Raw genomic sequence first — 11,955 nt, 5'->3', positions numbered from 1 at the left:
GCCGGGCGGCGCCTCGGACCGCGCCGCGCGCATTGTCGGCCAGGCGCTGCAGGCCAAGTACGGCGTCACCGTGGTGGTCGAGAACAAGGCTGGCGCCGGCGGCCGGCTGGCCGCGCAGCAGGTCAGGCACGCCGGCCCCGCCGACAACGTGCTGATGCTCGGCAATCCCGCCGTGATGACGGTCGCGCCGCTGGTGTTCAAGGACACCAGCTACGATCCGGACACCGATTTCGTGCCGGTGTCGCAGGTCTCGTCCTACGACTTCGCCGTGATCACCGGCCCGCAGGTGCCGGTCCGCGAGATGTCGCATCTGGTGGCCTGGCTCAAGGCCAATCCCGGCAAGGCCTTCTTCGGCGTGCCGGCCACCGGCAGCCTGCCCCACTTCTTCGCGCTGATGCTGGCCGAGCGCGCCGGCGTCAAGGGCGATGTGGTCGGCTACAAGGGCTCGGCGCCGCTGGCCACCGACATGCTGGGCGGCCAGGTGCCGGTCGGCGTCGACACGCTCGACGCGGTGCTGTCGCTGCACCAGAGCGGCAAGCTGAAGATCCTGGCGGTCTCCGGCAAGACACGCTCGTCGTTCGCCAAGGACATCCCCACGCTGAAGGAGGCCGGCATCGACCTGGCCGCCGACGGCTGGAACGCGTTCTTCGCGCCGAAGTCGATGCCGCCCCAGAAGGTCAAGGCGCTGTCCGCGGCGATCCACAGCGTGATGTCGGACCCGGCGGTGCAGCAGCGCTTCGTCGCCGCCAACATGCAGCCGGTGGCCAGCACGCAACAGCAGACCGCGGACATGCTCAAGGCCTACAACGCCCAGTGGCAGCCGGTGGTCAAGCGCAGCGGCTTCCAGCAATAACGTCCGGCCGGACTGGATCAGCAAGGAGCGACGGCGATGGCCCGCAATATCCTTTTCATCATGTGCGACCAGCTGCGGTGGGACTACCTGTCGTGCACCGGGCATCCGACCATCCGCACGCCGAATATCGACGCGCTGGCCGCGCGCGGGGTGCGCTTCTCGCGCGCCTATGCGCAATCGACGATCTGCGGCTCGTCGCGGATGAGCTTCTACACCGGCCGCTATGTCGATTCGCACGGCGCCGCCTGGAACAACTTCCCGCTGAAGGTCGGCGAGATGACGCTGGGCGACTATCTGCGACCGCTCGGGCGGCAGACGGTGCTGGTCGGCAAGACCCATATGGCGGCCGACACCGAGGGCATGGCGCGGCTGGGCATCGACCCCAATTCGCTGATTGGCACGCGCGTGGCCGAGTGCGGCTTCGATCCGTACGAGCGCGACGACGGCCTGCACGGCAGCGGCCCGGCCGGCCGCTACGATCCGAAGCCGGTGCGCTACAACGACTACCTGCGCGAGCTTGGCTATGCGGGCGACGACGGCTGGGACGACTGGGCCAACGCCGGCGAGGACGAGAACGGCAATCTGCTGTCGGGCTGGCTGCTGCGCAATTCGACCCGGCCCGCGCGCGTGGCGGAAGAGCATTCCGAAACGCCGTACATGACGCGGCGGGCGATGGAATTCATCGAGCAGGCGGGCGAGGCACCGTGGTGCCTGCATCTGTCCTATATCAAGCCGCATTGGCCCTGCATCGCGCCGGCGCCCTATCACGCGATGTACGGCCCCGCCGACGTGCCGCCGCCCGTGCGCAGCGAGGCCGAGCGCGCGCAGCCGCATCCGATCTACCAGGCCTTCCTCAATTCGCGCGTCAGCCGGGCGTTCTCGCGCGACGAGGTGCGAGAGGCGGTGATTCCCGCCTATATGGGCCTGATCACGCAGATCGACGACCAGATCGGCGTGCTGATGCGCTTCCTCGAGAGCCAGGGCCGGCTCGACGACACCATGATCGTGTTCACCTCCGATCATGGCGACTACCTGGGCGACCACTGGATGGGCGAGAAGGACCTGTTCCACGAGCCGTCGGTGCGGCTGCCGCTGATCGTCGTCGATCCCTCGCCGGCGGCGGACGCGACGCGCGGCTCGGTATGCGATGCGCTGGTCGAGGCAATCGACCTGGTGCCGACCTTCGTCGAAGCCTGCGGCGGCACGCCCCAGCCGCACCGGCTGGAAGGACGCCCGCTGCAGCCCTGGCTGCATGGGCAGGCGCCGGCCAGCTGGCGCCGCCATGCGATCAGCGAATACGACTACTCGGCCACCGGTGCCGCGATATCGCTGGGCGTCGCGCCGCTCGATGCGCGGCTGTTCATGGTGGTCGACGCGCGCTGGAAGTACATCCACGCGCCGGGCTTCCGGCCGATGCTGTTCGATCTCGCCGAGGACCCGCACGAGCTGCACGACCTCGGCGCCGATCCGGCCCACCAGGCGCAATGCGAGCGGATGTATCTTGCGCTCGCGCAATGGGGACTGCGGCAGTCGCAGCGCACCGCGATCAGCGACGAGCGCATCGCCGCGATGCGGGGCGCATCGGTCCGCAAGGGGATCCTGCTCGGGTTCTGGGACGAGAGCGAGCTTCCGGATGAGCTGCTGCACGAGAAATGGCGCGGCGCCCGGGAGGCGCTGCGATAACGGTCAGCGCCGCGCTGGCGGTCGGCACTGCGCCAGCGGGCGCTGACGTTGGGGCTGCGCTGACGCTCGGCGCTGGGCTGACGATCGGCGCTGGGCTGACGATCGGCGCCGCGCTAGCGGTTGGCGCGGTCCTGGCCGGAGATGGCCTGCGTTTGCGGTCCGTTCTCCGATGCATCGTCCAACGCATCGTCAGACGCATCCTCGGGCGCCGACCACTGGCGCCGCGCACCGCCGCCCCGCCAGCGGTTGGTGCTGACCGTGGTGGCGACCTGCCGCTTGACGCGTACCGCCTGCTCGGTCAGCGCGGTCAGCAGCGTGTCGAGCACCGCCAGTTCGCCATCCGATAGCGTCTCGACCAGCTGCCGGTTGATCGCCGCCACCTCGTCGAACAATTGCCGATAGAGCGCCTGCCCCGCTGGCGTCAGCGCGACGCTGGCGCGCCGGCGGTCCCCGTCCAGCGTCTGCCGCCGGATCAAACCCTTGGCGGTCAGCCGAGTGATCGCGCGCGACACGCGGGTCCGGTCCAGATGGCATTGGTCCGCGATCTCCGACGGCGCCTGCGCGCCGCGCACGGCCAGCAGCCCAAGCAGCGCCCATTCGCGGCGCGACACACCGTACTGGCCCTCGCACAGGCGGATCACGGCCGCGCCGCTGGCGCCAACCAGCGCCGCGAGACGGAAATTGAGCAGATCGGTGATATCGCGCGGCGTGCGCAGGCGGCTGGTGCCCGCATCAAGAGCAGGGGCGGCCGCGGAAACTGCGGCCGCCGGAGGGGCGGCCGCGCAATCGTTGTCGGGCAAGGCGGATGCCGGCGCCGCGGAAGGGCGCCGGGCGGGATCAGGCGAAGCCGGCCTGGTGCGCCTGCTGGTCGGCATGGTAGGAGCTGCGCACCATCGCACCGACCGCGGCGTGGGTGAAGCCCATCTTGTAGGCCTCTTCCTCGAACATCTTGAAGGTGTCGGGATGGACGTAGCGCAGCACCGGCAGATGGTGATTCGACGGCGCCAGGTACTGGCCGATGGTCAGCATGTCGATGTCGTGCGCGCGCATGTCGCGCATGACCTCCAGGATTTCCTCGTCGGTCTCGCCCAGGCCCACCATCAGGCCGGACTTGGTCGGCACGTCCGGATTGCGGCGCTTGAACTCCTGCAGCAGCTTCAGCGAGTGCGCGTAGTCGGCGCCCGGACGCGCCTGCTTGTAGAGGCGCGGCACCGTTTCGAGGTTGTGGTTCATGACGTCGGGCGGGCAAGCCTGCAGGATGTCCAGCGCCTTGTCCAGGCGGCCGCGGAAGTCCGGCACCAGCACCTCGATGCGGGTGATCGGCGACAGCTCGCGGGTCTTGCTGATGCAATCCACATAGTGCTGGGCGCCGCCGTCGCGCAGGTCGTCGCGATCGACGCTGGTGATCACCACGTAGTTCAGCTTCAGCTGGGCGATGGTCTTGGCCAGGTTCAGCGGCTCGTTGACGTCGAGCGGATCCGGGCGGCCGTGGCCGACGTCGCAGAACGGGCAGCGGCGCGTGCACTTGTCGCCCATGATCATGAACGTCGCGGTGCCCTTGCCGAAGCATTCGCCGATGTTCGGGCAGCTCGCTTCCTCGCACACCGTCACCAGGTTGTTGGCGCGCAGGATGTCCTTGATCTCGTAGAAACGCGAATTGCCGGTGGCCGCCTTCACGCGGATCCAGTCCGGCTTCTTCAGCTTCTCGGCGGGGACGATCTTGATCGGAATGCGGGCGGTCTTGTCGGCCGACTTCTGCTTGCGGGTCGGGTCGTAGGCCGCGCCTTGGGCGGCATCGCCTTGGGGATTCGAGGTGGCGATCAGGGCGTCGCTCATGGTGTTCTCCGCGCGCTCCCCGCGCGCATAGGTCGGCTAGGCCGTGGTCAGGGGTGTCAGTTGGCCGGGGCCGTGGCGGCTGGCTCGTTCTCTCGCTGGTTCGCCGGTTCGTTCGCTTCGTCGTTCACTACCGGCTCGCCGCCCGCCGCGCGCAGTTGCGCCGCCGCCAGTACCTCGCACAATGCCGCCGCCAGGCGACGCGCGATCTCGGGCTGGTGCCGGGCGTCGACCGCTTCCCGGCGCACGCCGCCGTCGGCATCGGCCGCCGGCACCGTCGCGCCGGCGCGGGCCATGTCGACCGTCTCGAGGCCGGCATAACCGCACGGGTTGATACGCAGGAACGGGTCCAGATCCATCCGCACGTTCAGGCTGACGCCGTGATAGCTGCAGCCGTTGCGGATCTTCAGGCCCAGCGCGGCGATCTTGGCGCCGCGGTGCGGACCGTCGGACAGATAGATGCCGGGCGCGCCAGGCTTGCGTTCGGCGGGCAGATTATACGCCGCGAGCGTGTCCAGCACCGCCTGCTCGATCGCATGGACCAGCTCGCGCACCATCAGGCGGCGGCGGCGCAAGTCCAGCAACAGGTAGGCGACGACCTGGCCCGGTCCGTGATAAGTGATTTGGCCGCCACGATCGATCCGCACCAAAGGGATCGCCGGATCGGGCGACAGCAGATGCGAGGGGTCGCCCGCCTGGCCCAGCGTGTAGACCGGCGGATGCTCGACGAGCCAGATCTGGTCGGGAGATTCGGCGGTGCGCGCGGCGGTGTAGGCGCGCATCGCGTCGAAACAGGGCGCGTAGTCCTCCCGGCCCCGTTCGATGACTTCGATTGCTTGCATGCCGAGAGTGTAGCGAAAAGGGCCGGTTCGCACCGGCCCTTGGTTCGCTGGCGGCTGTCACCCTGGCGCCGTCAGGGTTGTGTCAGGGTTGTCCGCGGCCGGGCCCACCTTCGTCCGGGATCGGACGCGCCGGCGGCCGGCTGTAGACCAGCCGCAGATGGCGCCGGCCTGACGCTTTCGCTTTCGCCTCCCCGTTCCGTTCAGGAGGCGGCGACGACGTCCTGGCTAGGCGACCATTGCGTGCCTCGAACCAGGCGCCTCACGATGCGATTCACCAGATGCGGCAGGTTGGTGGCCGCGGGGCGGCGCGCCTCGGCGATCAGCGCCAGCCGTACCGGGCGCTCGGCGCGCGGATCGACGCTGAGCACCACTTCGTCGCCGCGGTTCAGCTGCAGGCTGGCGCCGCAGCGCAGCCAGTAATCTTCCGAATCGCCGTCGCGGGTGACCCACAGGTTCAGGCCGGCGGCATCTTCCACATAAAGCCGTTGCGCGGTATGCACCGACAGCGGCGCGACCTCGCCCGGGTTCAGGCTGAAGACGGTCGTTGTGAGCAGGGTTTCCATTTTGGACTTCCTTCACTAAGGTGACGGTACCGTACGGCACGCGAATCTCGCGTGGCTGGCGTCGCGCTTTACCGTGTCTGGCCTGGGTTGGCCTGGCGCGCTCGCGGTTGCGGTCCCGATGCACTGCATTCTAGTGATTGCCCGGCCACCCCCAAAACGATATATATTGATTTCCCTTGTTAGCCAATCTCACATAACGAACCCCTGATCAACGCTGCAATGACCCTCAAGCGCAACCCCGCCGAACTGCCGCGCGCCTGGCATCGGGAACTGCCACGGCTGCCGGCGCTGACCGCGCTGCGCGCCTTCGAGGCCGCCGCCCGGCACGAAAGCTTCTCGCGCGCCGCCACCGAGCTGTTCGTCACCCATGGGGCGGTCAGCCATCAGGTACGGGCACTGGAAGAGGAACTGGGCCAGCCGCTGTTCGCCCGCAACGGCAAGCGGGTCAGCCTGACGCCGGCCGGACGCGTCTACGCCGAGCGCGTGCGCGACGCGCTGTTGCAGATTGCCGAGGCGACGCGGGCGCTGCAGTCCGGCACGCGCGACAAGCGGCTGACCATCAGCACCATGCCGTCGTTCGCGGCGCGCTGGCTGACGCCGCGCATCGGCAGCTTCATCGAGCGGCATCCCGAGCTGGACGTCGAGCTGATGTCGTCGAACACGCTGGTCGACTTCACCCGCGACGAGGTCGACGTGGCGCTGCGCATGGGCAGCGGCGACTATCCGGGGCTCTATGTCGAACGGCTGCTCGACGATGTGTTCTTCCCGGTCTGCAGCCCGAACTTCCTGGGCGGCAAGCTGCCGGCGCGTCCCGAGGACATGCAGGGGCTGACGCTGCTGCGCGGAGAAGGCGATCCGTGGCGGCCCTGGTTCGAGGCGGCCGGACTGGACTGGCCCGAGCCGCGCAAGGGGCTGATGTTCGAGGATTCGTCGCTGCTGCTGCAGGCCGCGGCCGAGGGCCAGGGTATCGCGCTGATCCGCTCGTCGCTGGCCTATAACGATCTGCTGTCGGGACGGGTGGTGCGGCTGTTCGACGTCAGCATCCCGTGTCCGTGGCTGCTGTACTTCGTCTGCACGCCGGCGATGCTCGATACGCCGAAGGTGCAGGCGTTCCGGACCTGGCTGCTGCCGGAGATCGCGGCGTTCCGGCAGGTGCTGTCGCAGTGGGCCTAGGGTTGGGCTTGGGCTTGGGCTTGGGCTTGGGCTTGGGCTTGGGCTTGAGCGGAAGCCAGGAGCCTCAGGCCGGTTCGTCGTCGCCCGGCATCGATGACTTCGAGGGCGTGGATGCCTTCGAGGGCGTCGAGGGCGTCGAGGGCGTCGCCGCCGTGTCACGCTCGGCCAGCCGTGCGCGCGGATGGGCCTGGTCGTAGACCTTTGCCAGGTGCTGGAAGTCGAGCGCCGTGTAGATCTGCGTGGTGGCCACGCTGGCGTGGCCCAGCATCTCCTGCACCGCGCGCAGGTCGCCCGACGACTGCAGCACGTGGCTGGCGAACGAGTGCCGCAGCATGTGCGGATGCACGTCGGCCGGCACGCCCGCGCGGATGGCCTGCTGCTTGATGCGGGTGCGCACGGTGCGGTCCGACAGGCGCTCGCCGCGCCGCGACAGGAACAGCGCGTGCCGATGGCCAGCTTCGGCCGTCGCCCGTACCCACTCGTCGCGCACCGCCAGCCAGGCCCGCAGTGCCTGCACGGCCTTGCTGCCGACCGGCACGCTGCGGCGGCGCGAACCCTTGCCGAGCACCGTGACCTCGCCCGCGGCCAGGTCGACCCAACCAGACGAGCGATAGCCGTCCTCTTCCACGTAGCGCAGATCGAGCTGCACCAGCTCGGACACGCGCAGGCCGCTCGAATAGCCGAGCTCGAACACGGCCTGGTCGCGCAGCCCTTCGGCGCCCTCGCCGGCCGGCTGGCCGACCAGCGCCACCGCATGCTCGACCGACAGCGCCTTGGGCAGCGGCCGTCCGGCCTTGGGGGCGCGCACGCCGTCTACCGGATTGGCCTCGACGCCGTGGCCGTGCCGCGCGGCCCACAGATAGAAGCCGCGCCAGGCCGACAGCGCCCGCGCAATGCTGGTGGAAGCAAGGCCACTGCCGCGCAGACGCGCGGCGAAGCTGCGGATCTGGTCGGTACGCAGCGCGGTCAGCGCGGTACCGGGGGCGAATTTGGCGGCCTGCGCCTGCAATACCGACAGGTCGCGCCGGTAGCCGACCAGCGTGTGCTCGGCCAGCTTGCGGCTGCTGGCCAGCCAGTCGAGGTAGGTGCGCAGCAGCGGATCGAGAGCGGGAGGGGGCGCGTCCGCCGCGGCGGCGGGTTCGGGGGAGCGGGCCATCTGTTGCCGCCCGGGTCCTCGCCTCAGGCGCGCAGCCGCGCCAGCGCCGCGCCGGCCAGTTCGCCGATGCGGCTCAGATAGGCGGTGCCCATGCCTTCGTGGAAGCGGCGCGGGTCGGGCGAGCCAAGCACCAGCAGGCCGAAGGTCGGACCGGTTTCGGCGTCCTCGCCGGCGGGGGCGCGCAGCCCGACCATCGCGAGCGATGCGATGTCGTCGCGCTCGAGCCAGTCGACCGCCTGCCTGCCGCCTTCGCCAAGCGTATCGGCCGCGGCCGCAGACGCGGGTGCGGGTGCAGGCGGGGCGCCCTCTTCGGCGACGGCCGGTTCGATGGCCCACGGATTGCCGCCGCAATACGGCGTCTGCAGACCCTCGGCAAAGCGGCGCGCGGCTTCGGTCGCGGCGGCCGCGTCGCCGCGCAGCAGATCAAGCGGGGCGTGCGTTTCGGCCAGCTGCCACAGCCGCAGCGCGACGGCCGGCACATCGAACACCTGCTGCAGGCCCTGGCTGACCGCCATCGGCAGCGCCAGCGCATCGGCTTCGCCGAGCAGCCGCAGCTGCCACGCGTGCATGCGGTTCTGCGTGCGGTCGTTGTCGTGGCCGTGGCGCATCAGATTGGCCAGCTTCAGTTCGAGGCCCTTGTTCTTCTCGCGCAGGATTTCCATCTGGCGCTGCTGCAGCGACACCGCGCGATGGCTGTGCGGGCTCGTCAGCTGCACGGAGGCCAGCAGCTCGGCGTGGTCCTCGAAGAACTGGGGATGACTTTGCAGATAGGCGGCGACGTCTTGCGGATTCATTGGCGGGTCATCGAACGATTTGCGCTGGAGTGTAGCAAACGCAGTTGGTGAGGAGCGGGCAGCCCTCTCCCCAGGCTCTCTCCCGCAGGCGGGAGAGAGGAGAAAAACGCTGTCGGTGTTCTCCCTCTCCCGCCTGCGGGAGAGGGCCGGGGAGAGGGGCCGGGCGATCGATCGACCAGCATGGCGCCAAACCCGCCGCGCCATGAAAAAACCCGCGCCTGAGCGCGGGTTCGTCATCTGCCTGCATCGCGCCTGTCAGCCGAGCTTCTTGCGCAGCAGTTCGTTGACCTGGGCCGGATTGGCCTTGCCCTTGGTCGCCTTCATCGCCTGGCCGACCAGCGCGTTGAACGCCTTCTCCTTGCCGGCGCGGAACTCCTCGACCGACTTGGCGTTGGCGGCCAGCACCTCGTCGATGATGGCCTCGAGCGCGCCGGTGTCCGACATCTGCTTCAGGCCCTTGGCCGCGATGATCGCGTCCGCGTCGCCGTCGCACTCGCCGGCCCACATCGCCGGGAACACGTCCTTCTTGGCGGTGTTGTTCGATACCGTGCCGTCGGCGATGCGCTTGAGCAGCAGCGCCAGCTGCGCGGGGCGGATCGGCGCGCCGTCGATCTCGATGCCCTCGCGGTTCAGCTGCGAGGCGACATCGCCCATCAGCCAGTTGGCCGCGGGCTTGGCGTTGGCCGCGCCGGCTTCGGCGACGACCTGCTCGAACCAGTTTGCCAGCGCCTTCGACGAGGTCAGCACGCTGGCATCGTAGGCGGGCAGGCCATATTGCGAGACGAAGCGCGCCTGCATCGCGGCCGGCAGCTCCGGCATCGCGGCGCGCACGCGCTCGACCCAGGCCGGCTCGATCTCGAGCGGCAGCAGGTCCGGATCGGGGAAGTAACGGTAGTCGTGCGCGTCTTCCTTGGTCCGCATCGCGCGCGTCTCGCCGGTGTCCGGATCGAACAGCACGGTGGCCTGCTGGATCTCGCGGCCGTCCTCGATCTCGGCGATCTGCCAGCGCACCTCGTATTCGATGGCCTGTTGCAGGAAACGGAACGAGTTCAGGTTCTTGATCTCGCGGCGCGTGCCGAGCTTGTCGCTGCCGACCGGCCGCACCGACACGTTGGCGTCGCAGCGGAAGCTGCCTTCCTGCATGTTGCCGTCGCAGATGCCCAGCCACACCACCAGCGAATGCAGCGCGCGCGCATAGGCGACCGCCTCGGCGGCGCTGCGCATGTCGGGCTCGGTGACGATCTCGAGCAGCGGCGTGCCGGCGCGGTTCAGGTCGATGCCGGTCATGCCGGCGAAGTCCTCGTGCAGCGACTTGCCCGCGTCCTCCTCGAGGTGGGCGCGGGTCAGCTGCACGGTCTTCTCGTAGAACTCGCCCTTGCGGCCCTCCACCTGGAAGGTCAGGCTGCCGCCCTGCACCACCGGGATCTCGTACTGGCTGATCTGGTAGCCCTTGGGCAGGTCCGGGTAGAAGTAATTCTTGCGCGCGAACACGCTATGCGGCGCGACATGGGCGCCGATCGCCAGGCCGAACTGGATCGCACGTTCGACCGCGGCCTTGTTCAGCACCGGCAGCGTGCCGGGCAGCGCCAGATCGACCGGGCAGGCCTGGGTATTGGGCGCCGCGCCGAACGCGGTGGAGGCGCCGGAAAAAATCTTCGAGGCCGTCGATAGCTGCGTATGCGTTTCGAGGCCGATCACCACTTCCCATTGCATGGCGGTATTCCTGTTGGTTCCTTGCGGCGGCGCCGGCATGGGCCGCGCCGCCGTTTGCTTTCGCGTTCTGCGTTGTGCGTTCCGCGTTCTGCGTTGTGTCGCTGTGCGTTCTGCGTTGTGTCGCTGTGCGTTTCGTCGCTGTGCGTTCCGTCGCTGTGCGTTCCGTCGCTGCGGGTTCTGCCGCGCGTTATTGCGTGCGCGCGCAGGTGCCGGTGCCCGGTTCGAACATGACCGGCCACGCCTCTTCGTAGATGCCCGGCGTGCAGCGGCTCTGGCAATTGGCATGCGCCAGCGTGACGCGGCGCGGGTCCTGCCAGACCAGCAGCTTGCACGCGCTGCCGTCGCGCGCGGCCAGTTCGATATGCGGCTTGCGGCGGGTCTGGCGGAACTCGGCCAGGTCGAAGCTGCACGAGCCGCGCTTGCCGACCCACAGGTTCCACGACAGCTGCTGCACGTTGTTGTCCGACACGCGCAGCTGCGCGTCCTCGCGGAACCCGTCCTCCTCGGTGCGGCGGCAGTCGCCGGCCAGGTCGATATCGCGATCGGCGATCGGCGTCGGACCGCCGATGCGCGGCAGCGGAATGCAGCCGGCCAGCGCGGCCAGCAGCACGGCGGTCAAGCCCAGGCGGCCGGCCGAAAGACCGGCGGACGGACGGCGGGACGGGCGGGTCGAAAGCAGCGCGTTCATGGTCATGCCTGCGAAGGCTGGCGCAGATGCCAGTCGGTAGCCTGCTGGAAGGCGTGCGCGGTCTGCAGCAGCTGCGCCTCGCCGAAGTAGTTGCCGATCATCTGCAGGCCGACCGGCATGCCGCCCTCGCCGAAGCCGCAGGGCACGCTCATGCCGGGCAGGCCGGCCAGGCTGGTCGACAGCGTGAAGATGTCGGCCAGGTACATCTGCACCGGATCGGCGCTCTTCTCGCCGAGCTTCCACGCCACCGTCGGCGCGACCGGTCCCATGATCACGTCGCATTCGCCGAAGGCGCGCTGGAAGTCGTCCGCGATGATGCGGCGGATCTTCTGCGCCTGCAGGTAGTAGGCGTCGTAGTAGCCGTGCGACAGCACATAGGTGCCGACCAGGATGCGGCGCTTGACCTCCCAGCCGAAGCCCTCGGCGCGGGTCTTCTTGTACATGTCGAGCAGGTCGCGGTACTCGGCGGCGCGGTGGCCGTAGCGCGCGCCATCGAAGCGCGACAGGTTCGACGACGCCTCGGCCGGCGCGATCACGTAGTAGACCGGGATCGACAGTTCGGTCTTCGGCAGCGACACCTCGACCAGCGTCGCGCCGAGCTTCTCGTATTCGCGCAGCGCCGCTCGCACCGCGGCCTCGACATCGGCTGACAGTCCG

At 69.2% G+C, this 11,955-nt stretch carries 12 protein-coding genes; 3 read left to right on the top strand and 9 right to left on the bottom strand.

Going from position 1 to position 11,955, the window contains the following annotated elements; all coding sequences use genetic code 11:
• Positions 1-853, top strand: an 853-nt coding sequence (locus AC6EI8_RS18910; RefSeq protein ID WP_498382598.1) for a tripartite tricarboxylate transporter substrate-binding protein, incomplete at its 5' end; no start/stop codon positions are given.
• A gap of 36 nt (positions 854-889) precedes the next feature.
• On the top strand, positions 890-2,536 hold the full coding sequence (locus AC6EI8_RS18905; RefSeq protein ID WP_498382597.1) for an alkaline phosphatase family protein: 1,647 nt from the start codon (positions 890-892) through the stop codon (positions 2,534-2,536).
• 113 nt (positions 2,537-2,649) lie between these two features.
• On the opposite strand, the gene AC6EI8_RS18900 is transcribed toward AC6EI8_RS18905, so the two are convergent.
• The 4 genes from AC6EI8_RS18900 to AC6EI8_RS18885 all read right to left on the bottom strand — a co-directional run bounded on the left by AC6EI8_RS18900 (position 2,650) and on the right by AC6EI8_RS18885 (position 5,774).
• The gene (locus AC6EI8_RS18900; protein WP_498382596.1) at positions 2,650-3,336 is read right to left on the bottom strand and encodes a MarR family winged helix-turn-helix transcriptional regulator; all 687 of its coding nucleotides are present in this window, start codon (positions 3,334-3,336) and stop codon (positions 2,650-2,652) included.
• A 37-nt stretch (positions 3,337-3,373) separates the two neighbouring features.
• Positions 3,374-4,372, bottom strand: a complete 999-nt coding sequence (lipA, locus tag AC6EI8_RS18895) for a lipoyl synthase (RefSeq protein ID WP_006577815.1) — start codon at positions 4,370-4,372, stop codon at positions 3,374-3,376.
• A gap of 56 nt (positions 4,373-4,428) precedes the next feature.
• The gene (lipB, locus tag AC6EI8_RS18890) at positions 4,429-5,211 is read right to left on the bottom strand and encodes a lipoyl(octanoyl) transferase LipB (protein WP_498382595.1); all 783 of its coding nucleotides are present in this window, start codon (positions 5,209-5,211) and stop codon (positions 4,429-4,431) included.
• Positions 5,212-5,411: 200 nt separating this feature from the next.
• Positions 5,412-5,774, bottom strand: a complete 363-nt coding sequence (locus AC6EI8_RS18885; protein ID WP_149317334.1) for a DUF2917 domain-containing protein — start codon at positions 5,772-5,774, stop codon at positions 5,412-5,414.
• A 219-nt stretch (positions 5,775-5,993) separates the two neighbouring features.
• Here AC6EI8_RS18885 and AC6EI8_RS18880 point away from each other — a divergent pair, with 219 nt between their 5' ends.
• On the top strand, positions 5,994-6,947 hold the full coding sequence (locus AC6EI8_RS18880) for a transcriptional regulator GcvA (protein WP_149317335.1): 954 nt from the start codon (positions 5,994-5,996) through the stop codon (positions 6,945-6,947).
• Between the two features lie 64 nt (positions 6,948-7,011).
• On the opposite strand, the gene AC6EI8_RS18875 is transcribed toward AC6EI8_RS18880, so the two are convergent.
• The 5 genes from AC6EI8_RS18875 to AC6EI8_RS18855 all read right to left on the bottom strand — a co-directional run.
• Entirely contained in the window at positions 7,012-8,103 is a 1,092-nt protein-coding gene (locus AC6EI8_RS18875; protein WP_226107944.1) for a tyrosine recombinase XerC, read from the bottom strand.
• A 23-nt stretch (positions 8,104-8,126) separates the two neighbouring features.
• Positions 8,127-8,897, bottom strand: coding sequence for a DUF484 family protein (locus AC6EI8_RS18870; protein WP_498382594.1), 771 nt, complete (start codon positions 8,895-8,897; stop codon positions 8,127-8,129).
• A gap of 255 nt (positions 8,898-9,152) precedes the next feature.
• Positions 9,153-10,610: an Asp-tRNA(Asn)/Glu-tRNA(Gln) amidotransferase subunit GatB gene (gene gatB / locus AC6EI8_RS18865; protein WP_149317337.1), complete on the bottom strand. Its 1,458-nt coding sequence runs from the start codon at positions 10,608-10,610 to the stop codon at positions 9,153-9,155.
• Between the two features lie 187 nt (positions 10,611-10,797).
• A complete protein-coding gene (locus AC6EI8_RS18860) occupies positions 10,798-11,304 on the bottom strand; it encodes a hypothetical protein (protein WP_498382593.1) in 507 nt (168 codons plus the stop codon).
• On the bottom strand, positions 11,301-11,955 hold a 655-nt coding region (locus tag AC6EI8_RS18855; RefSeq protein ID WP_498382592.1), incomplete at its 5' end, for an amidase family protein. The genes AC6EI8_RS18860 and AC6EI8_RS18855, both read right to left, overlap by 4 nt.

The sequence above is a fragment of the Cupriavidus sp. R6-3 genome (assembly GCF_059772245.1).
This window is presented reverse-complemented; position numbering and strand designations above follow the sequence as displayed.

Bases quoted from the DNA above. Each gene is read 5' to 3' on its own strand.
- AC6EI8_RS18880 (WP_149317335.1), top strand. From the start codon at position 5,994: ATGACCCTCAAGCGCAACCCCGCCGAACTGCCGCGCGCCTGGCATCGG.
- lipA (WP_006577815.1), bottom strand. From the start codon at position 4,372: ATGAGCGACGCCCTGATCGCCACCTCGAATCCCCAAGGCGATGCCGCC.
- AC6EI8_RS18905 (WP_498382597.1), top strand. From the start codon at position 890: ATGGCCCGCAATATCCTTTTCATCATGTGCGACCAGCTGCGGTGGGAC.
- AC6EI8_RS18860 (WP_498382593.1), bottom strand. From the start codon at position 11,304: ATGACCATGAACGCGCTGCTTTCGACCCGCCCGTCCCGCCGTCCGTCC.
- lipB (WP_498382595.1), bottom strand. From the start codon at position 5,211: ATGCAAGCAATCGAAGTCATCGAACGGGGCCGGGAGGACTACGCGCCC.
- AC6EI8_RS18885 (WP_149317334.1), bottom strand. From the start codon at position 5,774: ATGGAAACCCTGCTCACAACGACCGTCTTCAGCCTGAACCCGGGCGAG.
- AC6EI8_RS18875 (WP_226107944.1), bottom strand. From the start codon at position 8,103: ATGGCCCGCTCCCCCGAACCCGCCGCCGCGGCGGACGCGCCCCCTCCC.
- AC6EI8_RS18870 (WP_498382594.1), bottom strand. From the start codon at position 8,897: ATGAATCCGCAAGACGTCGCCGCCTATCTGCAAAGTCATCCCCAGTTC.
- gatB (WP_149317337.1), bottom strand. From the start codon at position 10,610: ATGCAATGGGAAGTGGTGATCGGCCTCGAAACGCATACGCAGCTATCG.